General features: G+C 67.7%; 24 protein-coding genes. 10 read left to right on the top strand and 14 right to left on the bottom strand.

What is annotated here, in order from left to right; translation table 11 throughout:
- The first annotated feature begins 44 nt into the window (after positions 1 to 44).
- On the top strand, positions 45 to 848 hold the full coding sequence (locus YM304_RS04620) for a lysophospholipid acyltransferase family protein (protein WP_015440482.1): 804 nt from the start codon (positions 45 to 47) through the stop codon (positions 846 to 848).
- Positions 848 to 1,972: an MFS transporter gene (locus tag YM304_RS21980; protein ID WP_015440481.1), complete on the top strand. Its 1,125-nt coding sequence runs from the start codon at positions 848 to 850 to the stop codon at positions 1,970 to 1,972. The genes YM304_RS04620 and YM304_RS21980 overlap by 1 nt, the downstream gene beginning before the upstream one ends.
- 34 nt (positions 1,973 to 2,006) lie before the next feature.
- Here the strand turns inward: YM304_RS21980 and YM304_RS04610 are convergent, their stop codons facing one another.
- Positions 2,007 to 2,759: a hypothetical protein gene (locus tag YM304_RS04610; protein ID WP_015440480.1), complete on the bottom strand. Its 753-nt coding sequence runs from the start codon at positions 2,757 to 2,759 to the stop codon at positions 2,007 to 2,009.
- Positions 2,760 to 2,768: 9 nt separating this feature from the next.
- The gene (locus tag YM304_RS24550) at positions 2,769 to 3,287 is read right to left on the bottom strand and encodes a hypothetical protein (protein WP_015440479.1); all 519 of its coding nucleotides are present in this window, start codon (positions 3,285 to 3,287) and stop codon (positions 2,769 to 2,771) included.
- Between the two features lie 220 nt (positions 3,288 to 3,507).
- On the opposite strand from YM304_RS24550, the gene YM304_RS04600 reads away from it, so the two are divergent.
- From YM304_RS04600 to YM304_RS04590, 3 genes are all read left to right on the top strand, one after another.
- A complete protein-coding gene (locus tag YM304_RS04600) occupies positions 3,508 to 3,987 on the top strand; it encodes a hypothetical protein (RefSeq protein ID WP_041298010.1) in 480 nt (159 codons plus the stop codon).
- Positions 3,988 to 4,105: 118 nt separating this feature from the next.
- Entirely contained in the window at positions 4,106 to 5,068 is a 963-nt protein-coding gene (locus tag YM304_RS04595; RefSeq protein ID WP_162142034.1) for an abortive infection family protein, read from the top strand.
- Positions 5,069 to 5,364: 296 nt separating this feature from the next.
- The gene (locus YM304_RS04590; RefSeq protein ID WP_041298009.1) at positions 5,365 to 6,312 is read left to right on the top strand and encodes a DUF5677 domain-containing protein; all 948 of its coding nucleotides are present in this window, start codon (positions 5,365 to 5,367) and stop codon (positions 6,310 to 6,312) included.
- A 228-nt stretch (positions 6,313 to 6,540) separates the two neighbouring features.
- Here YM304_RS04590 and YM304_RS04585 read toward each other — a convergent pair whose 3' ends face one another.
- Positions 6,541 to 6,810 carry a DUF3892 domain-containing protein gene (locus YM304_RS04585; protein WP_015440475.1) on the bottom strand — a complete coding sequence of 90 codons (270 nt, stop codon included), beginning with the start codon at positions 6,808 to 6,810 and terminating at the stop codon, positions 6,541 to 6,543.
- A gap of 641 nt (positions 6,811 to 7,451) precedes the next feature.
- On the opposite strand from YM304_RS04585, the gene YM304_RS04580 reads away from it, so the two are divergent.
- Positions 7,452 to 7,991 carry a helix-turn-helix domain-containing protein gene (locus tag YM304_RS04580; RefSeq protein WP_015440473.1) on the top strand — a complete coding sequence of 180 codons (540 nt, stop codon included), beginning with the start codon at positions 7,452 to 7,454 and terminating at the stop codon, positions 7,989 to 7,991.
- A gap of 95 nt (positions 7,992 to 8,086) precedes the next feature.
- Here the strand turns inward: YM304_RS04580 and YM304_RS04575 are convergent, their stop codons facing one another.
- Positions 8,087 to 8,470: a hypothetical protein gene (locus YM304_RS04575; RefSeq protein WP_015440472.1), complete on the bottom strand. Its 384-nt coding sequence runs from the start codon at positions 8,468 to 8,470 to the stop codon at positions 8,087 to 8,089.
- 110 nt (positions 8,471 to 8,580) lie between these two features.
- Between YM304_RS04575 and YM304_RS21975 the strand changes: the two genes are divergently transcribed.
- Positions 8,581 to 9,813 carry an HNH endonuclease signature motif containing protein gene (locus YM304_RS21975; protein WP_015440471.1) on the top strand — a complete coding sequence of 411 codons (1,233 nt, stop codon included), beginning with the start codon at positions 8,581 to 8,583 and terminating at the stop codon, positions 9,811 to 9,813.
- A 2-nt stretch (positions 9,814 to 9,815) separates the two neighbouring features.
- On the opposite strand, the gene YM304_RS04565 is transcribed toward YM304_RS21975, so the two are convergent.
- Both YM304_RS04565 and YM304_RS04560 read right to left on the bottom strand, forming a co-directional pair.
- Positions 9,816 to 10,454 carry a class I SAM-dependent methyltransferase gene (locus YM304_RS04565; protein WP_015440470.1) on the bottom strand — a complete coding sequence of 213 codons (639 nt, stop codon included), beginning with the start codon at positions 10,452 to 10,454 and terminating at the stop codon, positions 9,816 to 9,818.
- Between the two features lie 202 nt (positions 10,455 to 10,656).
- The gene (locus YM304_RS04560; RefSeq protein ID WP_015440469.1) at positions 10,657 to 11,316 is read right to left on the bottom strand and encodes a nitroreductase family protein; all 660 of its coding nucleotides are present in this window, start codon (positions 11,314 to 11,316) and stop codon (positions 10,657 to 10,659) included.
- 58 nt (positions 11,317 to 11,374) lie between these two features.
- On the opposite strand from YM304_RS04560, the gene YM304_RS04555 reads away from it, so the two are divergent.
- Together YM304_RS04555 and YM304_RS04550 are read left to right on the top strand one after the other, a co-directional pair.
- Positions 11,375 to 12,280 (top strand): acyl-CoA thioesterase, encoded by a 906-nt coding sequence (locus YM304_RS04555; protein WP_015440468.1) that lies wholly within the window; start codon positions 11,375 to 11,377, stop codon positions 12,278 to 12,280.
- On the top strand, positions 12,277 to 13,671 hold the full coding sequence (locus YM304_RS04550) for a PQQ-dependent sugar dehydrogenase (RefSeq protein WP_015440467.1): 1,395 nt from the start codon (positions 12,277 to 12,279) through the stop codon (positions 13,669 to 13,671). The genes YM304_RS04555 and YM304_RS04550 overlap by 4 nt, the downstream gene beginning before the upstream one ends.
- A gap of 10 nt (positions 13,672 to 13,681) precedes the next feature.
- On the opposite strand, the gene YM304_RS04545 is transcribed toward YM304_RS04550, so the two are convergent.
- Genes YM304_RS04545 through YM304_RS04530 form a run of 4 tightly spaced genes read right to left on the bottom strand, consistent with a single transcriptional unit; the run spans position 13,682 to position 16,856 of the window.
- Entirely contained in the window at positions 13,682 to 15,124 is a 1,443-nt protein-coding gene (locus tag YM304_RS04545) for an RNB domain-containing ribonuclease (protein WP_015440466.1), read from the bottom strand.
- Positions 15,125 to 16,129: a rod shape-determining protein gene (gene mreB / locus YM304_RS04540; RefSeq protein ID WP_015440465.1), complete on the bottom strand. Its 1,005-nt coding sequence runs from the start codon at positions 16,127 to 16,129 to the stop codon at positions 15,125 to 15,127.
- Positions 16,130 to 16,170: 41 nt separating this feature from the next.
- Positions 16,171 to 16,371, bottom strand: a complete 201-nt coding sequence (locus YM304_RS04535) for a hypothetical protein (protein ID WP_015440464.1) — start codon at positions 16,369 to 16,371, stop codon at positions 16,171 to 16,173.
- Positions 16,368 to 16,856 (bottom strand): molybdenum cofactor biosynthesis protein MoaE, encoded by a 489-nt coding sequence (locus tag YM304_RS04530; RefSeq protein ID WP_041298006.1) that lies wholly within the window; start codon positions 16,854 to 16,856, stop codon positions 16,368 to 16,370. The genes YM304_RS04535 and YM304_RS04530 overlap by 4 nt, the downstream gene beginning before the upstream one ends.
- A gap of 126 nt (positions 16,857 to 16,982) precedes the next feature.
- On the opposite strand from YM304_RS04530, the gene YM304_RS04525 reads away from it, so the two are divergent.
- Complete coding sequence (locus tag YM304_RS04525; protein WP_015440462.1) at positions 16,983 to 17,540, top strand: hypothetical protein; 558 nt, start codon at positions 16,983 to 16,985, stop codon at positions 17,538 to 17,540.
- On the opposite strand, the gene YM304_RS04520 is transcribed toward YM304_RS04525, so the two are convergent.
- Genes YM304_RS04520 through YM304_RS25195 form a run of 4 tightly spaced genes read right to left on the bottom strand, consistent with a single transcriptional unit; the run spans position 17,541 to position 21,795 of the window.
- The gene (locus YM304_RS04520) at positions 17,541 to 18,545 is read right to left on the bottom strand and encodes an NAD-dependent epimerase/dehydratase family protein (RefSeq protein WP_015440461.1); all 1,005 of its coding nucleotides are present in this window, start codon (positions 18,543 to 18,545) and stop codon (positions 17,541 to 17,543) included.
- A gap of 9 nt (positions 18,546 to 18,554) precedes the next feature.
- Positions 18,555 to 19,133, bottom strand: coding sequence for a Maf family protein (locus YM304_RS04515; RefSeq protein ID WP_015440460.1), 579 nt, complete (start codon positions 19,131 to 19,133; stop codon positions 18,555 to 18,557).
- Positions 19,130 to 20,299 (bottom strand): tRNA dihydrouridine synthase DusB, encoded by a 1,170-nt coding sequence (dusB, locus tag YM304_RS04510; RefSeq protein ID WP_015440459.1) that lies wholly within the window; start codon positions 20,297 to 20,299, stop codon positions 19,130 to 19,132. The genes YM304_RS04515 and dusB overlap by 4 nt, the downstream gene beginning before the upstream one ends.
- A gap of 32 nt (positions 20,300 to 20,331) precedes the next feature.
- Positions 20,332 to 21,795 (bottom strand): fasciclin domain-containing protein, encoded by a 1,464-nt coding sequence (locus YM304_RS25195; protein WP_015440458.1) that lies wholly within the window; start codon positions 21,793 to 21,795, stop codon positions 20,332 to 20,334.
- Position 21,796 lies beyond the last annotated feature (1 nt).

The following is a 21,796-nucleotide window of genomic DNA, read 5'->3' as shown; positions in this document are numbered from 1 at the left end:
CCAAACGGTCGGCCGGGAGTGGGTGCCGACCTACACTCGGCCTGATGAACGCGAAGCCGGTGCGGATGATCCTGTCGGTCTGGAGCTGGTTCGTCCTCGGGCTGTCGGTGCTGATCTGGCTGCCGATGGTGGCGGTCGTTCGGCTCGTGACGATGCCGTTCGACAAGGGCGCGTACGCCGCCGGCTACCTGTTCCGCAAGGTGGTCATGCCGAACAGTTGGCTCAACCCGCTGTGGAAGTTCACCACGTCCGGCGAGGCACCCGATGACATGCGCAAGCCGTACGTGGTGGTCGCCAACCACGAGAGCTTCGTCGACATGCTGCTGCTGTCGCACCTCCCGTGGGAGATGAAGTACCTGTCGAAGATCGAGATCATGAAGATCCCGTTCCTCGGTCAGTTGATGCGCCTCGCTCGTGACATCCCCCTCGTCCGCGGCGACGCGAAGTCGGGTATCGCTGCGCTCAACATCGCGAAGGAGCGGTTGCGCAACAAGACGTCGGTGTTGATCTTCCCCGAGGGAAGCCGGTCGAAGACGGGTGAGCTGCGCGAGTTCAGTGCGGGAGCGTTCAAGATCGCGATCGAGGGCGGCTACCCGATCCTGCCGTTGGCCATCCACGGGACGCGCGACTGCTTGAACAAGGGGTCGTGGATCCAGGGCCGAGCCAACGCCGAGGTGCGCGTGCTCGAGCCGGTGCCGACCGAGGGGCTCACGAAGCGCGACCTCGACGCGCTGCGTACCCAGGTTCGTGACACCATCGTCGCGGCACGCGAACAGTTGCGCACCGAGCACGGGTACGTGGCTCCCGAGCCGGCGCTGCTCGGCGACGACGTCGACGTCGCCTCGTAGTGCAGGTTCCCGTTCGGCTGCTGCAGGCAGCGCGTCTCAACGTCAAGCCGGCGGTGCTCATCGCCATGGCGTCGAGCACGGCCGTGTTCACGGCGACGCCCTTCGTGCTGGGGCCGATCTCCGACGAGTTCGACGTGTCGGTCGGCGCGGCGGGTTGGATGTCGACCGCACAACTGGCGGGCTTCGTCATCGCGTCGTGGGCTGCCGGTCGGTTCCTGCGTCCGGTTCGTTCGGTGTTCATCACGATCGGCCTCCTCGGCCTGGTGGCGAACCTCTCGTCGGCGATGGCACCGAATCTGGCGGTGATGGGCGGCACCCGACTCGTGAGTGGCGTGTCGTTGGGTCTGGCCGCGTGGTTCGGCTGGCAGGACGCATTCGGCGACACGCAGAAGACCGGCGACATGGCGGTCGTCGGTCCGTTGGTCGGCGTGATCCTCGCTCCAGGCGTGGCGATCGTGCTCGACGCCGCCGGGTTGCGATGGTTGTTCGTCGTGCTCGCGTTCGTGGCCGCGTCGCCGCTCGCGTTCGCGCATCAGATCTCGAAGGTCGATCGACTGCGTCCGCACCAGACGCGCCACGCTCCGACGCGTGCGGCGCGGGTCATCCTGGCCTCGCTCGGCATGGTCACGCTCGGCGGTTCGTCGGTGTTCGTGTTCGCCGCGGCCATCGGCACCGACCTCGTCGGTTTCTCCGCGGTGACGGTGTCGTTGGTGTTCAGTGGCAACGCGCTCGCGGCGATTCCGGCGGCTAAGTGGGTCGGCCGTCGTGGCCCGGCGGGGCTGTGGTTCGGGTGCACGGCAGCGCTCGCGTTCCTGCTGCCGACGATCCACGTCAAGCCGGTGTTCGTCTTCGCCCTCGTCGGCTGGGGATTCGCCTTCGTCATGGGCATCCCGGCGGCGTTCAACCTGTTGGCGTCACGGTCGAACTTCCCGCAGGAGCGAGCCGGCGATGCTCAGGCCGTGATGGCCGCGGGTCGCGTGTTCGGGCCGATCATGGGCGGAACGTTCATCGCCGCCGGGCAGACGACGATGATGGGTCTCGCCGCCGCGACCGTGATGACGACCGCTGCGCTGTTGCTGCTCTACGTCGACCGCACGCACGTCAAGGCGCTGATGACCGCCTGACGGTCGTGGTGGCGCGCTCGACGCGCTGTTGCGGTCACGACGTGTAGAGCTGTTGCACCGCCACCACGGCACCGCCGGTGACCTGCACGAACGTGTGGGTGTTCGTGAACTCGTAGCCAACGGGTGCGTCGGCTGCCGGGCTTTCACCGGCGAGGAGTCGGGCGTACTCGGTGGTGCTGATGTCGGCTCGATCGAAGTTGCTCAGGTCGCCGGTGATGACCGTGACCACCGCGTTGGGCGACATGGTCACCGTGGTGCTCGGTTCGAGGAGCGTGCCGAAGCCCGACACGCACTCGACCTCCGGGTGGTCGGGCACGCCGCTGCCGTCGCACGCGAACCACTGCCCGAGCTCGAAGTTCACGGCCTCCCCGTCCGACACTGCGTCTTGCGCGTAGTAGACGCCGTCGGCGAGCGGCTCCACCACCGGCGAGGTGCGGTCGTCGGTGAGCTCGAGGTCGACGGTCGGCGGGCCGTAGCCGCCCAGTTCCTCGTACCCGGTGGTCGGTGGTTCCGTGGCCGGCGGCGCGTCGGTGGGTGGAACGGTCGGCGGCAGTTCGGTGGCCGGCGGTTCGGTCGGCGGAACGGTCGTGGGGTCGTTCGCCGGCGGATCGGTCGGCGCGACCGTGGTCGCGTCGGTTGCGATGTCGGTCGACGTGGGCGCCTCGACGACGGGTGGCGACTCCACCGGTGCCGAGTCCTCTCCGCTCCCACATGCCGTGGCGATGCCACAGCTCAGCAGCACCGACAGAGCGATGCCGACCCGCTTCGACGACGAGGTGACATTCATTGTCAATAATTATTGCGGTTCGCGCGCAGAAGGTACAGCGAAATCTCTCCTACTCCGGCAGACCATGACGGCGGGCCCGCGGAGGCGCCCCGCCTTCGCGTGCGCTCGATCGCTTCGCTCTTGCCCCGCCGGACCAGTTTGAGACGGGCCGCGCTGACTCTGTGAGCGCCGGCCGTCGAGCCAGACGATCGCCGCCGCGGCAGGAAGGCCCGCCAGCCATCCCCAGATGAAGATCAACGCCGAGGTCGACGAGTCGTTCCCGGCGAACACGTACCACATGCCGATCATCGCCACCGCCAGGAGGGTCGCCACGGCTGCCACTTCGGACAGCGAGAGGCGAACAGCGGCGAGCACCGCGATGGTCGGTCCGAGACTGAACAACGCCACCGACGGACCCGAGATCAACGGGTTGGCGTCCACCCAGGCATCGCTGGTCCACGTCCACAACGAGCCAACCGCCGAACCGATGACGGCTGCGACGGCGTAGATCAACAGTCGCCCCGCATACGACTCAGCCAACCGCGACATGCAGCCATTCTTACACCTGTCAGATGATTGCCACCGCGAATGGCGCGAGAAGACCGCAGCCTTCCAAGCTGATGATGCGGGTCCATTCCGGTAGACAGCTCCACGCATAATCCCTGGTCAGAGAGTTTCTGACGAGAGTTTGTGTAACGCCGAGCGGTCTCAGCGGCGTGTCGTGCCTAGGCGTGCCTACCAGCAGACACCGAGCACGAGGAGCCTCGCAATGGTTCGAGCCCGTTCATTCGGAAGCATCCGCAAGTTGCCCAGCGGCAAGTACCAAGCCCGGTACTGGCATCTCGGCAAACAGATCGCCGCCGACCACACCTTCGCTGCGAAGACCGATGCCCGTCGTTGGCTGTCGACCGTCGAGGCCGACATCGTCCGCGGCGACTGGGTCGATCCCGACGCCGGCAAGATCACCTTCGGCGAGTACGCCAACTGGTGGATCGAGCAGAGCGCGACGACCGCTGGCTTCCGCGAACCGGTCGAGGGCGGCGTGGGCGCATGGGGGACCGCCCCCTTCGGGGCTGGCACGCGGGTCGCCCGGCAGCGCATCGCTCCGGTGGTTGACCGCCTCGACGCGTGCGGGCTCGAGGTCCGATGCGTGGACCAGACATCGGAAGGGGAACCGCGCCATCTACCGCTGCGAGGAGCGCCTTGCCACCCACTGCGATCACTTATGGTTCGCACCGTGAGGCAGTAGTCGAGGCGCTCGGCGAAATGCTCAGAATCGTCGGCGGGCATCGTCGATGCCGCTGCGCGGGTGCCAGGACCAGGAGCGCCTGAAGCCTGGTCATCGATTCGGCTACATTCGGAACCACATGGAGATACCTCGTCCCGCCCACATCGACGGACCCCATTGGGAAGCGATTCAGGCACACAAGTCCCGCATTCGAGCCCAGATCGCGAGCGACCACGGCGGCGTCATCGGCGCTTGCAAGGACCTTGTGGAATGCGTCGCAAAGGTCGTGCTCGCCGAGGCGACCTCGCCTGAGATCGCAGACTTCCCCAAGCTCGTCAAGAAGGCGTCCACCCTGCTTGGCAGTGCGACGCCGAAGAACGATGGCGAGGTGCAGGCAGCAACGCTGGCCAAGGGCCTCACCCTGCTGATCAGTGCACAGCAAACCGCCGCACAAGGCTTGAGCGAACTACGCAACGATCACGGAGCTGGTCATGGAAAGCCAACGATGCCGGTCATCGCGGATGAGGACGTCCAACTCGTGCGCTCGTACACGGAGGCATGGGTGCGCTGGGCGCTGGCCCGCCTCGAGCGTCTCCTCGCGAACTCGGTTTCAACACTGATCGCCGAGCTCACCGGGACAACGTTTCGTGCTGGCCTGCTTGCTCAGCGGCTGGAGGAGGTTGGCTTTAAACAACTCCCGGACGAAGAGTTGGAGCGGCTTGGCTTTGCCGTCGCCGAGCGAGGTGTCCGTCGGGACACCTTCGTGGTCGCAGGGGATGGAGTAGAGCCCCTTGAACACGAGGATGGGTGGCCGATTGCGTACCAGTACGGCGTGGCCAAGGGACTCCTCCTGACGTCCGACGGTGTCCTGCGGCCCATTCGACTGAGTGTGCTGGCCGCCATCGTCCCTCGTCTCGGGGCTGACCTTCAGGTCCGTCTACTGGATGAGGTGGAAACAGCTCGGATCGACCCCGCGCTCAGGCGGAACGACGAGGCCATGAATGCCACCTGGACCACGCTGGGAGAGATGTCGGCGCTCATCGACGACGGCCATCGAGCACGGTGGCAGTTGCTTGTGGATCGCTTATTCGTACCGTTCTGACACAGCATTGTGGGCCGCCCATCGCGGTGCGTCAGCGCTCCGCGAAGTGCGCGAGATTGAGCCACCGGCGTTGTTGAGTCGCGCTGCAGCCCGCGCCGCCTGTCTGCGAGGATCCTTGCATGCATCCGCTTCGCCATCGCAGGCTCAGACTCGAACGCGCAGCGCGGATCGCGCTGAGCGCCTCCAGTGCATCGATGCGGTCAGCTCGCGACCGACTGCGGAGAGGTCGCGCACGCCAAGATCTTCAAGAGACTCCGACTCAGTCACCCGACGATCTCCTACGGTTCGCTGACCGCGTGACCGAGCGCCTTCTGGAAGGAGTACCACGCCTGGCGCGTCAGCTCCGACGCGATCGTCGAACGCTCGCGATCACGCTTGAGGCTGTCTGGGGCGACGCCTTCGACCTGTACGACGCGATCGCCTACGCGTCGTATGAACAGGGTGCGCGGTGGGCAGCGGAGGCGACCGTCGATGACGCCACCCGGCCGATCGTCTGGTCAACGCTCTTAGATCTCCACGCTCGTGCGTGCTGCGTCGCAGCCGAGGTTGGCGTTCTCCAGCGAACGGGATTTCCATCGGGCGCTGAGGCTCGTCATCGGACACTGCACGAACTCGCGGTGATCGCAGCCGTCCTTCAGGACTCGGACGAAGAGATCACTCGTCGATACCGGGACTTCGAGGCCGTCGAGCACTACCAGGATGCGAAGGCGTACCAGGAACATGCCGAAGCACTTGGCAGGACGCCGTTGCCCGACGGCGAGATGGCGATACTCCTTGCGTGGCACGACGAAGTAGTCGACCGGTGGGGTGGGAAGTCGTTCGCGCGACCGCTCGGTTGGGCGGCCCCGATCTGCTCGAAATCGAACCCAGGCATTGCCGACCTTGAGGGTCTTGCCGGCGTCGCCCATCTGCGGCCCTTCTATCGGTACGGCAATCACGCCGTCCACGGCGGCCCTCGCGCAGCGGCTCTCCAACGAATCGACATCGAAGGGAAGCCGCATCGGACACCGGGCGCGACCGTCTACGCGGACTTCGCAGAGACCGGCCACGGCGCGATCATCCTGCTGCAGCAGGTCAACGCCGCACTCCTGAGCGAGTTGACACGCAGCGACGGCATCGACACAGACTCGGTCGTCGCTCTCGGCAGCCTCAACCAATTGGTCAACCAATGTGGAGATGCCTTCGGCGCCGCGGCGGACGTCGCCCGATCTCGCGGCTGGTTCTTGCACGGCCGGGACGACTGATGCCGCGATGGCTGGACCTGCGACTCGACCCCAACTGTCGTAGCGTGTCAGATGCCGGGACGTCCGGGAACGGCACCGATGCGCTCGTTCGGGTGCGCCGGTACACCGATCTGCGGGGCGACGTTTGGGGCTAGTTCAGTGCTTCGGCTCACGCAGAGGTTCCTCGACGCGATGCATCGTCGGGCGCGAGCGGTCCAGCCGGCGTGTGACAGCGACTCAGACGACTCCTTAGAAGCGAGGAAGTGCGAGCAAGTTGTCTGTCCACTTGCCGTTGGCGTAGGACCTCAAATGCTTCGGTGTTCCGTCGACGGTTCCGACCTTCGCGTCCTCCGGCATGCTCTGAACCCTGGCGTCACCGTTCTTGTCGTCGATCCAGTCGACCATGACCGCCGTTGTGGACGTGCCAGTGTTGCCGTCCAACGGATTGCGCCATTGCACGCTTGCAATGTGCTCGTGCCCGTCGCCTTCCGACATGTGGACCGCAGTGATGTACACCATTTGGCTTCTCCCCGTTCTCGTGGCACGGTGCCACGTTGGAGTCGAACGTACACACGGGGTGTGACACTGATCAGCGAGCAACCCGGTCTCGGTGACTCGATTCTGGGCGGAAGCGAATAGCAACCCTCCCGACCGATATCGCCCGCGCCCGGTCGCCCGAAGCCCTCACCCGAAATCGGCAACTACGATCGGGTGATCCCACCCATATCGTGCACTGCGCCGAGCGCGCAGCTGATCGTCGAGTTGGTACTTCACGGCCTCGTGCCTACAACGTGCCCGGAACAGCGGATACCGGCCGGACACGGCGGTCACCACCGGGCACATTGGACAGCGACGACATCCACATAACGCCTGCTCACAGCACGTCTTCGCAGGTCACGACGCCACCGACGAAATCGGCTCGCCGCAACTTCCAAGCTGATGATGTGGTTCGATGCCCCGTGCGCTCCACGGGGAAGGCCGTCCCATGCACAAGGGTCCGTCATGGCATGAGCCCGCCCGTTTGGCAACCTCTGCGAACTACCCAGGGTCGCCACCAAGCGAACTGCCCGCGTCTCGGGCGGATAACAGCGCCGCACCAAACAAACACAACAAACGTTCAACTATTGTGTTTTTAGTGTTTACCGTCATAGTCTGACGGCATGCGTGGCGTCACGAGCGACCCCGACCTCCAGCCTCGGGGCGATGAACTACTCACCACAGGCGAGGCGGCGAAACTTCTCAACTGCACGCGCCAGCACGTCGTCAACCTGTGCGACCGAGGCGATCTACCCTTCACCACCATCGGCACGCACCGCCGGATCTCCCGCGAGAACGTCGAAGCCCTCAAGACCAGGACCGATCGACTGAGTCGGGACGAGCGTCGCAGCCTGTGGCTCGCCTACGTCGTCGCGGGCACGATCGCCGCCAACCCCGACCGCACGATCGGAGACGCGCTCGGCAACCTCCACAAGATGCGTCCCAATTCTCGAGGCCAGGCCAAGAAGTGGCTCGACGAGTGGGAGCGCATCTTGAACGGCTCCGTCGATCAAATCCTGGCAGCGCTCACCGACCGTTCACTGCGCGGGCGAGAGCTCCGGCAGAACTCTCCGTTCGCGGGCGCACTCACCGACGACCAGCGCCTGACGGCTCTGGAGGCCTGGCGATCGCACGACGTCGGCAATCCGCGGGGCCGCCGATGAATGGCGAGCAGCTCGCACACGTCGTTCGGGCCGCCGCCACAGTCACCCGCTGCACACCGAACGAGTAGCTGATCGGCCGCGTAGACGGGTCACGCCTACTCGTTCGCCGTAGATGCCACTGGGAACAGGTCTTTCAGCGGGCCGGTGACGAGCTTGGAGATGTAGATCACGTCGTCGCCGACGCTCACCTTGTTGATCGACACGAACGAACTGCTCACCTCGACGTGGCGAGGGTACGTGCCGATCACGTCGTCGGGCGTCAGGTTCTCAGCCTTCTTCTGCTTCACGAGGTGCACGGCCTTGTCGGTCACCACGAGCACCCGGGGCTTGCCGAACAGCGCGCCGAGCAGGCCGCCGGCCAGCAGGATCGGATGTCGCCCGAAGCCGGCCCCGGCGTACTGCACCGTCGCCGTCTCGCCGATGAACGTGCCCTGATAGCGACCGATCATCTTCTCCACGATGTTGTCCGACATTCCCATGGCAACTCCCCCGTTCGTGATGCTCCCCGAATCATAATCCGCGACAAATTTCTCTCGAATCTCGTGACATCACCCCAACTCTGAAGCACCCCTGTCGTACACTTGTTCGTATGGATCGGAACACGATCATCGAGTGCGTGGAGGAGGCCCAGCGGTACGCGGCCGGGCCCACGCCCGAGGTGGTCGATGCGGTTCGAGCACGCCGCCGCCAACGGTCGCATGAGCTCGAGGCGGTGTGGTCGGTCATCGACCGTGGCGTCTACGTCAGCAGCGGATTCCGGTCGGCCACCGACTGGCTCGCCACCACCTCCAACGAGAGCATCGGGCAGTGCAAGACCACGATCCGTCTCGCCGTTCGCATCCAGAACATGCCAACGGTCCGCTCCGCCTTCGCCGACGGCGTGCTCGCCGAGTCAGCGCTTCGACTGCTCACCGAAGCGTGGCACGCCGACATCGCCGACGTGTTCGAACGCGACGAAGCACTGCTCCTCCGCTGGGCCGTCGAGCTCCCGCACAAAGACTTCGCCATGGTCCTCGACACGTGGCGCATGCACGCCGACCCCGACCGTGAAGAGCGCACCGCCCAAGAGCTCTACGAGAAGCGCTCACTCCACCTGTCGTCGATGCTCGACGGGCTCGGACGCCTCGACGGCACGCTCGACCCCGAAGGCCTCGCCCTCGTACGAGAAGCCATTCGAGCGCTCTCCCGCCCCGCCGAACTCGATCAGCGCACCGCCGCACAACGGCGAGCCGACGCACTCGTCGAGTTGGCCCGCATCGCCCTCACCACGGTGAACGACGACGAGTCCGAGCCGTCCAAGCGACGCAAGCGCAACCGGCCGAAGGTCATCGCCACCGTCGAGTACAGCGACCTCGCCGCCAACTCAGGCGGCGGCACGATCGACACCAACCACGACCGCATCGTGGTCCCGGCCGACACCATCCGCCGCCTGGCCTGCGACTGCGGCCTCCACCGCATGGTCACCGACCCGCTCGGCACCGTCGTCGACTACGGGCGCCAACAGCGCACCATCACCGATCAGCAATTCGACCGCCTCGTCATCCGTGACCACGGCTGCCGCTGGCCCGGATGCGGAGTCCCCGCCGCCGGCTGCGACGGCCATCACGCCGAGCACTGGGTCGACGGCGGCGAAACCCACGGCGACAATCTCGTCTTGCTGTGCTGGCACCATCACCACTTCCTGCACGAGCAGCATTGGAGTATCGAGCCCTCCGGGGCCGGCCACTTCACACTCCACGAGCCCAACGGGCAGCCGCACGCCATGCGACCGCCCCTGGTCGGCCTCGCCCTGCCGACGCAACCGACGCTTCCCGTCAGCTGACCTCAGCTGACGCGCTGCAAGATGCGCAAGCTCCCGGTCACACCGGTCTCGACGAAGCGTCCCGACTCGATCGCCGGCAGGTAGATCTGCTCGTACGGCGGCCGACCACCATCGGCCGGATCGGGAAACACGTCGTGAATCGCCAGCGTGCCACCCGGAGCGACGTGCGGCGTCCAGAGCTCGTAGTCGAGCCGAGCCGGCTCGTCACCGTGCCCACCGTCGATGAACAGGAACGACAGCGGCGTGGTCCACGCCGCACCGAGCAACGGTGACCGCCCGACCATGGCGACGACCGTGTCTTCGAGCCCGGCGTCGTGGATCGTGGCCCGGAAGAACGGCAACGTGTCCAACTTGCCGACACGCTGATCGACCACCTCGGTGTCGTGGTGCTCCCACCCGGCCTGGTTCTCCTCGGACCCACGGTGATGATCGACCGCATACAGCAGACGCCCGGTCTGCTCGGCAGCGTCACCCAACCACACGGTCGATCGCCCGCAATACGACCCGACTTCGAGCATCGGAGCATCACCCACCGCAGTCAACGCCGCGGAATGCAACGCATCCCCCTCGTCCTCAGGCATGAACCCCTTGGCAGAAAGAGCGACGGACCGACGCGCAGCCCCCAACCCAGACCGGCCCATCAACGTGCCACGCTCCGAGCCGGCGTGAGCAGCATCGGCAAGGCATACCCGGCGAAGCCGCCCGCCGCAGCCGCCGCAGGGAAAGACCGGACCTCACAGTCGAGCCGCAGGCGAGTCCGGGCGAAGCCCGGAGACATGGGGTGTGGCGACGAAGTCGCCGTGGACGGCGCAGCCGGCCGGGCGCCGGAGGCGACCACAGCGCTCACCAACGGTCCCAGTGGATGATGGTGTCGGGCTCGGGGCGCATGGCGCGCTTGAAGTCGGTGCCGATGGTGTAGGCGAGGGGGCTGAGGCAGGTCTGCTGGACTTCGTCGAACGGGATGCCGAGGATGTCGGCGACCTGCTGCTCCATCATGAGGTGCACGGTGGTCCAGGCGGTGCCGAGGCCGCGTGAGCGGGCGGCGAGCATGAAGCTCCACATGGCGGGGAGCACGTTGGCCATGCCCGATGCGGCGACGAGGCCGGGCTGACCGTCGACTCGACCGGCCGCGGTGCAGGCGATGACCAGCGCCGGCGCCTTGCCCATGTTCTCGCCGAGGTAGTCGGCCGAGCTCGCCACGCGATCCTGCTGCGCCTGTTCGGCCTCGCCGTCCTTCTTGATCGAGCCGGCGTACACACCGTCCATGCCCTTGTACATCTCGTAGCACTGGCGGTACACCTCGCCGATCGCGGCCCGCTGCTCGGGGTCGGTGACGATGACGAACTGCATGGTCATGCTGTTCGAACCCGACGGCGACTGCATGGCGACCTCGACGCATTCACGGATCACGTCCTTCTCGACCGGGCGGTCGAAATCGAGCCGTTTGCGCACCGCACGGGTCGTCGTGAGGAGCTCGTCGTTGGTCAGATCCAGTTGGGCCATGGCGAGACTCTAGATCGAGAGCGCAATTCGCCCTGCGGTCGTGGCAACATGGCGGGCAATGAGTTCCACCTCGCCCGCCCCGCCGAACATTCCGACCGCGCAAGAGAACCAGCAGGCGCTCGACGATCTGGTGACGCTGCTCGACCTCGAAGCGATCGAGGTCAACATGTTCCGCGGCGCGTCGACCGACGAAGACCGCGTGCGTGTGTTCGGCGGCCAAGTGGCCGGGCAGGCGCTCATCGCCGCCAGCCGCACCGTCGACGAACCGGGCCGCCACGTGCACTCGCTGCACGCGTACTTCCTGCGTCCGGGCGACCCGAAGCTCCCGATCCTGTACGAGGTCGACCGGATCCGTGACGGCCGAAGCTTCTCGACGCGGCGTGTGGTGGCGATCCAGCACGGGCGGGCGATCTTCAACCTGCAGGCGAGCTTCCACGACGAGGAGACCGGCGGACCCGATCACCAGATCGAGATGGACGAGGGCATGACCCCGCCGGAGCAACTGCCCGACTTCCACACGCGGATGGCGCCGTACGCGGAGCAGATCGGCGACTGGTACCACCGCCCCCGGCCCATCGACCTGCGCTACGTCGACGGCGATCCGATGGGTCGCCGCGGCGAGAGCCACACCGGTCAACACGTCTGGCTGCGGGCCAACGGTGTGCTGCCCGACGACCCGGTGCTGCAGGCCTGCGTCCTCACGTACGCGAGCGACATGACCCTGCTCGACACCACCCTGCTGCCGTTCGGGCTCTCGTACGACCACCCGGGCCTCCAGATGGCCAGCCTCGACCACGCGATGTGGTTCCACCGGCCGTTCCAGGTCGACGAATGGCTGCTCTACCAGCAGCAGGCCATCTCGACCGGCGGCGCGCGCGGCTTGGCCGGCGGCGCGATCTTCACCGCCGACGGCGCACTCGCGGTCAGCGTGGTGCAGGAGGGACTCGCGAGGTTCACCCAATGACCTGGCGGCGCGTCGCCGTGTCCCTCGTCGGGGCGCTCGTCGTCGCCTCGTGTGCGGGGAGCGACGAGTCGTCGACCCCATCGGTCGCCGACACCGAGGTGTTCACCGAGGTGTCTGCACCGCCTGTGGAAGAACCGGCCGACGAGCCGGAACCGGCCGAGCCGGAGCCCACCCAGCCCACCGAGCCAGCGGTCACGACCACGCTCGTCCCTGCGGCCGATGCCGACCTGCCGACCGCGGCGCCGTCCGAGGCCGACCCCAGTGCCCCGCCCACGACGCTGCCCGGCCCGCTCGAGGTGCCGGTCGTCGACCTGGTCGAGGTCACCTCGTTCGACGAGCCGGTGGGAGTCGCCACACGGTCGCTCGACCCACGCTTCTTCGTCGTCCAGCAGGGCGGACTCATCGTCGCTGCCGACGCCGAATCCGACACCGTCGTGCTCGACATGGCCGACATCGACGGCATCGAGGTCGGCACCGAGGGCGGCGAGCAGGGTCTGCTCGGCCTCGCCTTCCACCCCACGCTCGACCTGGCGTACATCAACTTCACCAATGGCGCCGGCACCACGATCGTCGCCGAGATGGCGCACGACCCGACCACGATCGAGTTCGACACGTCGACCTACCGCGAGGTGTTGTCCATCGAGCAACCGTTCGCCAACCACAACGGTGGCCACCTCGAGTTCGGCCCCGACGGGTACCTCTACATCGGCACCGGCGACGGCGGCTCGGCCGGCGACCCGAACCGCGCCGCGCTCGACCTGTCGAGCCGACTCGGCAAGCTGCTGCGCATCGACCCCACGCTCGGCGACGACGGCCGCGACTTCACCGTCCCGACCGACAACCCGTTCCTGGGCGCCGACGACGCCGACCCGACCATCTGGTCGTACGGCCTGCGCAACCCGTGGAAGTTCTCGTTCGACCCGCTCACCAACGAGCTCTGGATCGCCGACGTCGGACAGAACCAGTTCGAGGAGATCCACCTCGCGCCCGCGGTCGACGGCGTCGATGCCGGTCGCGGCCTGAGCTTCGGATGGAGCGCCTTCGAAGGTGACGCCCCGTTCAACGACGACCAGCCGACCGACGGGCACGTCCCACCCGTCGTCACCTACGCACACGCCGACGGCGGCTGCTCGGTGAGCGGTGGCGTCGTCGCCCGTGACGCCGCCTACGACGATCTCAACGGCTGGTACGTGTACGGCGACTTCTGCTCGGGTCAGGTCTGGGCGCTCGACACCACCTCGGTGGGCATCAGCGACAGCACCCGGGTCGGCGAACCCGTCGTGGTCGAACTCGCCAACGTGCCCGCACTCGTGGCGGTGTTCGAAGGCCCCGACGGCGACATCTACGCGGTGAGCCGCAGCGGCCCGCTGCTGCGTCTCGCGCAGCGCTGATCGCAGCGGTTCAGCCGACGCGTTCGAAGTCGATCGAGCGACTGACCGGGTCGGCCGCGACCAACTTCACCTGGATCTCGTCGCCCGGATCGACGCGTCGTGCCGTGGTACGTGCGACGACGGCCGGCTCCCGGATCTGGATGCGGACGCCACGATCGTCTTCGTCGGTGATCACGGCCTCGAAGACTTCGCCGACCTGATCCTGCAACACGATGGCCTCGGCCAGATCGATCGCCGCCCGGTCGACTCGGTTGGCTCGTGAGTCGCCACGGCGCATCGCCTCGGGCAACTCGCTGAACGCCTGCTCCACCTCGTCGGGCACCGCTCGCCCGTTGGCGATCGCCAGGGTCGCTTCGATCACGTAGCGGTCGGCCAGGCGCCGCAGTGGTGCCGTTGCGTGCACGTACGTGGCCGCCACCGCGGCATGCCACGGCTTGTCGCCCTCGATCTCGGCGTACGGCGTGTACGACGCTCCACCGCCCGCACGGCGGACCGCGAGGAGGAACGCCGACGTGCGCGGCTCGCCGCGAGGAAGCGACCGCTCGAACTCGCCGAGGCTCATCGCCTTCGGCCAGTCGAGGCCGAACGCTCGCGCCGTGTGGCGCAGCCGGCCGAGGCGACGCTCGTCGACGCCGGGCATCGTGCGGAACAACCCCGTCTCGGCTTCGAGCAGCGCGTCGGCGACCGCCATGTTGGTCGCCAGCGACATCGCCGCGTTCTGGTTCTCGGCGTCGTTGCGCGGCCGGAACCGGAGTTCGAAACCGCCACCGGGCCGTCGGACCACTTCCTGCTCCGGCCACTGGATGCGATCGGAACCGCGACGGCGCTCGTTCTCCTCGATGCGGCGCGAGAGTTCGGGGAACGCGTCGGGCAGGTCGGCGGGCGTGACCGTGGAGTAGGCGAGCTTGGCGCGGTTGCGCACCATGGCTCGCTCGACGCCGTCGAGGCGCACCGAGCCGTCACCGGCGACGCGGACCGTGAAGACCACGGCCGGTTTCGGGCCGCCCGGGAGCAAGCTGCCGGCGTCTTCGGCGATCCGTTCCGGATGCAGCCCCGCACGCCCGTCGGGCAGATACACGGTGACACCACGGCGCCAGGCTTCACGATCGATCGGGTCGCCGTGTCGGACGAACCAGCCGACGTCGGCGATCGCGTAGTGCAACACCACGTCGTCGCCGGCCATCTCGATGGCGAACGCCTGGTCGAGGTCGGTGCTGGTCGCCGGATCGAGCGTGAGGAACTCGACATCGGTCCGGTCGACGTGCTGCCACTGACCGGCAGGTTCGCCAGGCTGCACCACGTCGAACGGGCGAGCGGCCGCGACCTCGGCGGCAGCCTTGACCTCGTCGGGGTGCTCGCCCGGCACGTCGAAGTCGTCTCGCAGACGAGCAAACCCTTCGCGGAAGTCCTCGACGTCGTCGTCGGGGATGAACGTCTGCCCGGTTCGTGCCATCTACTTGCGTGCCCCCATGAACATGCCCTTCAACGCCTCGTAGTGCTCGATGACGTGACCGGCGCCGAGCACGACGGCCTCGAGCGGCACGTTCGACATGCGCACCGGCACCTGCGTTTCGCGCTCGATCCGCTCGGCGAGCCCGCGCAGCAGACCACCGCCACCGACGAGGTACATGCCGCGGACGAGGAAGTCCTGCGACAACTCGGGCGGCGCCTTCGACAGACAGCGCACCACCGACGCGACGATCGACGAGATGACGTCTTCGATCGCCATGCGCACCTCTTCGGGAGTCAACAGCACGGTCTTCGGCAAGCCGGTCATGAGGTCGCGTCCGCGGACCTCGGCCTGGTTCTCGTCTTGCGTCGGATGTGCGGAGCCGATCGCGACCTTGATCTCCTCGGCCGTGCGCTCGCCGATGGCGATGCCGTGCTCGCGTCGCACGTGGTTCTGGATCGCGGCGTCGATGTCGAACGAACCGACGCGCACCGCTTCGAGCGACACGATGCCACCCAACGAGATGACCGCGGTCTCGCTGGTGCCGCCGCCGATGTCGATGACCATGTTGCCGACCGGCTCGTCGATCGGGAGGTCGGCGCCGATCGCCGCGGCCATCGGCTGCTCGATCAGGTTGGCGTCGGCTGCGCCGGCACGCCGCGCCGCGTCGGTGACCGCACGCCGCTCGACTTCGGTGATCGCCGACGGCACACAGATGACGACCTTCGGCCGCGTGAACCGGCTGACGCCGACACGCTGGAGCAGCAGGCGGATCATCCGTTCGGTGATCTCGAAGTCGGTGATCGCGCCGCCGCGCAGCGGACGGACCGCCACGATGTAGCCGGGCGTTCGACCGATCATCTGCCACGCCTCGCGACCGGTGGCGAGCACTTCGCCGGTCTGCCGGTTGAGGGCGATGACCGACGGCTCGTTCAACACGATGCCGCGGCCCTTCATGTAGACCAGCGTGTTGGCGGTACCGAGATCGATTGCGAGGTCACGCGCCATGAGCGGACCTCATCATGTACCCGTGCGACTCGGGTTGTGCGTCAGGAACCATTCTGCTCAGTCTCGCCGGAATCTTCGTCAACGCGGCGGACCTGATCGACAGTCGGGCGACGAGCCTCCGGCGAGAGTGCATCGATCTGGCGCCGAAACGAGTCGACCGGGTCGCTCGGACCGCGAAGATTGCGCACGACGAGCAGCACGACAGCCACCACGACGATGATCCCGATGATGACGTAGATCATTCGGTCGCACCGACCGATCGGGGATCGACGGCGGTGTGCGCGTCGGTCCCCCAGTCGGAACCGTCGGCCCAGACTTCGTGCTTCCAGATCGGCGCCGACTCCTTGAGCGCGTCGATGGCGTAGCGGCCGGCTTCGAAGGCGTTGGGGCGATGCGGCGACGACACGACGGCGATGACCGACGACTCACCCAGCTCGAGCCGACCCGTCCGATGGAGCAGGACGACGCGACCGGTGTCGGGCCAGCGCTCGCGGAGCTCGGCGGTGATCCGCTCGAACACCGGGACGACCTGTTCGTCGTACGCCTCGTACGTGAGGTGCTGCACGTCGTCGCGCCCTTCGGCGTGGTCGCGGACGGTGCCGCTGAACAGCACGACGGCCCCGCACGAAGGTCGGACTGCCCACTCGTACGCAGCGGCGATCGGCAACTCGTCGGCGGTCACACCGAACCAATTGTCACCGTTTTCGGGGGGCGTCACGCCGGGCATGGTAGTCGTGGCAGCCGCCACGATTCCGTGCGCGCCGCCCAGTCCGCAGGAAATTCGTCAGACCGTTACATGGCGATGCCTCGCGCGCTGACACCGAGGCCGCCGAGGTGGGTACCATCAGCAGCCGTGGAAGACGCACCACTCCCTCCTCACGAACGCACCTGGCGTCACCCGTCCGAGCTCGGCCCGACCCCGGGGCTCGTCGAACCATCGTCGATTCGCAGCCGCGCGCTGGCCTTCTCGTCGGGCGCCATCGCCGCGGTGCTCGTCGCCGTCATGGTCGTGTCGGTCACCCCGCGCCGCACCAATTCGCCGAGTGCCGTCAGTGCCACCACGATCCCTGCCGCCAGTGTGCAGCTGCGCAGCGTCGGCCAGCCGGTCACCACGATCGACTCCGTGCGCGTCGAGCAGCGTGGCCTGTCGAACGGGCCCACCGTTGCGCTCGCCGGCGCACCGAACGCCATCTCGTCGGCGCCCACCGCGAGCCCGACCGGGTTGGCCGTCGCCTCGCAGATCCCGCACGACGACAGCCGCGTGATCATCCTCACCGACTCGTTCACCTACGACGTCGCCTGGGGCGAACTCGAGCGGCTCGTGGTGCCCGACGGCGCCATCGTCATCACGCACGAGGGCGAACTCATCGCCACGTTCGTCGACGACGACCTGCGACTGCTCGTCGACTGATCAGACGGCCTTGCGGCGTCGCCACCACCGGCGGCCCACGACCACACCCAGCGCAGCAGCCAGCACACCGAGCGCCACGCCAAGCCCGAGCGTGAGTTCCTGACGGCGCTTCGGCGAGATCATCGTCCACCACGGTGCCTCGGTCGCCTCGACGTACGCCTGCTCGTTGGTGACCGACGGCTCCCAACCCGCCCGTCGGAGCTTGCCGTTCGACACGATCCAGGGCTCCTGCGTGTACGAACCCAGCCCGGGCGGGATCGGGCCGCGCTGGAAGCGCCAGCGCAGCGAACTCACGACTTCGCCGAGTCGCTCGGGCAGCGGGAAGCGAGGCCGTTCCCCCGACAGCGCACGGACTCGTTCGCCCGCGATCCAGCCGTCGGGCGCCACGTTGAACACACCGTCGAGCCGCGAGCGCACCGCCAGGGCCACCGCCTCGGCAAGATCGTCGAGGTGGAGGAACTGACTCGGCGGGTCGGCCTGCGCGATGCGTCGCCCGAGGCCCGACACCAGAGCCGCTGCGAGGCGCGAACTGTCGCCCTCGGCCAGGGCCAGCGCCGGACGGAGCACCGAGGTCGCACGGCCGGGACGCGCTCGGCGCCACTGCTCGACGAGTTCTTCGGCCGACGCCAACTGTCGGGCGAACACGAACTCCACGTCGGGGCGGAGCACCGCGTCCTCGGTGAGGGGCTTGGGGTTGTTGGGAGCAGCGCCGTACACCAGCGCCGACGACACGAACACGACCTGATCGGCCGCGAGTTGATCGGCGGCAGCGAGCGTGGCGGCGACGAACTCGCTCGAGCTCTCACGCTGCTCGGCGCGGCTGTCGTAGTCGCTGGTGCCGAGGTCGACGACGACGTCGGCCGAATCGAGTTCGGGTGGTCCGGCGGCAGCGGGGTGCAACACGTCGTCGAGCAGCACCACCGTCACGTCGCCGTCGTCGGCGAGGATGCGGGCGACCCGGCGCCCGAGTGGGCCGCGCGCTCCCGTCAACACCGCCGTGGTCATCGCCGCACGCTACCCGTTGGCCAGCATCGCCAAGGTCTCGGCGAGCGGGAGTCCGATCACGTTGGTGACACTGCCCTCGACGCGCTCGACGAACGCTCCGGCGGCACCCTGGATGCCGTAGGCACCCGCCTTGTCGTCGGCTTCACCCGTGTCGAGATACCAGTCGATCATCACGTCGGTCAGTTCGACGAACACCACCTCGGTGGTGACGACCTGTGTGGCGAGCGTCGGCTCGCCGGCGAGGGCGGAGCGCACGCTGACCCCGGTGTGGCAGCGGTGGGCACGGCCCGAGAGCAGGCGCAGCATGCGTCGAGCGTCGGCTCGGTCGACGGGCTTCTCCAAGATCGCTCCGTCGACTTCGACGGTCGTGTCGGCGGCGATCACGATCTGACCGGGCTGCGCGACGGCCTGCGCCTTCTGGGCCGACAACCGGGCGACGTAGTCGGCAGGACACTCGCCGGGAAGCGGCGTCTCGTCGATGTCGGCAGGAACCACGGCGAAGTCGAGGCCGGCACCGGCGAGGAGTTCGCGACGTCGGGGCGAGGCCGACGCAAGGACGAGTTCGACCCCGTCGGGAAGCTCGATCATCCGCCCGACATGGCCATGGCCTGATCGTCGTCGGGCACGGTGACGTCGGTGGCGAGCGCCTCGCGCTGCTGTCCGTCGAGCCAGCCCTCCGGGATCGAGACCTTGGTCGGGCCACGGGTGTGACCGCGCTTGATGCGCTCGCCGCCTTCGACGATCGTGGTCGCCTCGCCGCAGCGTTCGATCACGTCGCCGAGGATGTCGTCGAGCTCGGCCAGCGACTTGACCATCGAGAAGCGCCGACGGAACTCCGAGCCGATCGGGTAGCCGCTCATGTACCAGCCGGTGTGCTTGCGGTAGTCACGCATGGCGTGGTCTTCGCCGAGGTGTTCGGCGAGCCCGCGAGCGTGCTCGGCCATCACGGCGACGACCTCACCGAGGGTGCGGCTCGGAGGAACCGGGCGACCGTTGAGCGCTTCGACGAGGTCGGCGAACAGCCAGGGGCGACCGAGACAGCCGCGGCCGATCACGACGCCGTCACAGTCGGTCTCGGCCATCATGCGGACCGCGTCGTGCGCTTCCCAGATGTCGCCGTTGCCGAGGACCGGAATGGTGGAGCCGAGCGAGGTCATGTGCGCTTTGAGTTCGCCGATGGCCTCCCAGCGCGCCTCGCCCGAGTAGTGCTGCTCGACCGTGCGAGCATGCATGGCGATCGAAGCGACACCTTCCTCGGCGCACACCTCGCCCGTGCGCAGGTGCGTGAGCCAGTCGTCGAACAGCCCCATGCGGAACTTGGCCGTGACCGGCACGCCGTACGGAGCGGCGTTCGACACGGCGGCTCGAAGGATCGCCCGCAGGAGTTCGGGGCGGGCGGGCACGGCCGCGCCGCCGCCTCGCCGTGTCACCTTGGCCGCCGGGCAGCCGAAGTTGATGTCGATGTGATCGACGCGACCTGCGTCGCAGAGGCGATGCACGGCCTCACCCATCATGTCGGGGTCGCTGCCGTAGATCTGCTGGCTGCGCGGGTGCTCGTCGTCGGCGAAGCTGATCATCCGGTGCGTCTTCGCGTTGGCGTGCACGACCGGCGTGGCCATGACCATCTCGTTGACGTAGACGAGACCGGGGGCGAAGTGACGACACAGCGCGCGGAACGGCGCGTTGGTGACGCCCGCCATCGGGGCGAGCACCACGGGAGCCGACAGCTCGTGTTGTCCGATCGAGAAGGTCATGGAACCTTCACGGTATCGGCATCACCCGTTGGTCAGATCTCGGGCTCGAGCACCGCGTCGAGGATGTGAACCGTCGCTGCGGTCGCCACTCGGTCGACCTCGATCAACTCGGCGACGCCGAGGCCGACCGGCGGGCCGGGGTCGACCTCCTGCGGGCCACCGAACTGCACGGCGATCGACGGCCGCGACGCGACTTCTGCCGCGCTGATGCTCTCGCCGTTGAGCACGTGCGTGCGCACAAGGTCACGCACCACGCCTTGGTTCTCGAGGTCGGGACCGTCGGGATCGCTGATGAGGTCGCTGATCGCGTCGTTGTCGGGCGCGAACACCGTGAAGGTGCGGGACGGGTCGTTGAACTCGCCGACCAGGTCGGCGGCCTGGATCATGTCGACGAACCCCGACAGATCGCTGCGCCCCGACAGGAACTCGAGGACCGATCCCGGCTCGGCGACCGGTTCGGGGATCGTCGTCGTGGTCGTCGTGGTGGTGGTCGTCGTCGTGGTCGTGGTGGTCGGGGCCGCCGTGGTGGTCGGGGCCACCGTGGTCGTCGGCGCGACCGTGGTCGTCGGCGCGGTGGTCGTCGTCTCGACAGCCGTGGTCGTCGTCTCGACGCCGGTGGTGGTGGTGTCGGACGGCAGCGTGGTGGTGGTCGTGGTGGCGGCGACCGCGTTGTTGGTGACCTCACACGACACTCGGTCGCCGATGCCGAACTCGGCGTTGGGGAAAGAATAGGTGATGATCCGCGAGGCCGTCGGGTCGCTGTCATCACCGGCCACGGCCACCGACACGCTCAAGGGCGAGGCGGCGACATCGTGCCCGCGGTCGACCTCGCACTCGGCGGTCACGCCTGCTGCAGCCACGTCGCCGGTCACCACTTCGCCCAGCTCGACCCGAGACGTCCAGGTGGCGACGTCGGCCACGGTCGCAGCGGGCTCCCACCGGAACTCGGTTCGTCCGATGGCATCGGTCTGGCGGATGGCGGGTTGACCGACGACGGCATCGGCGGGCACGACCCACTGGTAGTCGCCGGGCACGCTGTCGCCCGCGGTGACGACTGCGGTGATCGACGCCGACACCGGGTTCGCGATGGCGTCTTGTCGGATGACCACCATCGACACGGGGCCGTCGTCGTCGATGACGAGCGATCCCTCTTCACCGTCGTCGCCGCCCGAGAGCACGATCAGCAGGATGATGAGTCCGCCGATCGCGAGCAGGCCGAAGAGCAGGAGGGCCATCTGGCCGGGCTGGCGATACCACGGCAGGTCGTAGTTCGCCGCGGGTGTCGGGGCGATGGGCACCTGCGGAGGGACCGGGTCGGCGGGACCCTGCGCTGTCGGTGCAGTCGGCGGCAGGCCGGGGGCCGGAGGCGGCACCGTGGGAAAGACCTGCGTCGGCTCGGTCGGCGTGTGCTCGACCGGGTTGTTGGGCAGACCGGGGATGTCTGCCGGGCCACCTTGCGGATCGTCGGTTGGCGGCGCGAAATCGTCGTTCGACATT

The organism is Ilumatobacter coccineus YM16-304, assembly GCF_000348785.1.
GTDB classification, from domain to species: Bacteria; Actinomycetota; Acidimicrobiia; order Acidimicrobiales; family Ilumatobacteraceae; genus Ilumatobacter_A; species Ilumatobacter_A coccineus.
The sequence above is the reverse complement of the archived record's forward strand: the minus strand, read 5'-3'. Positions and strand labels throughout refer to the sequence as shown.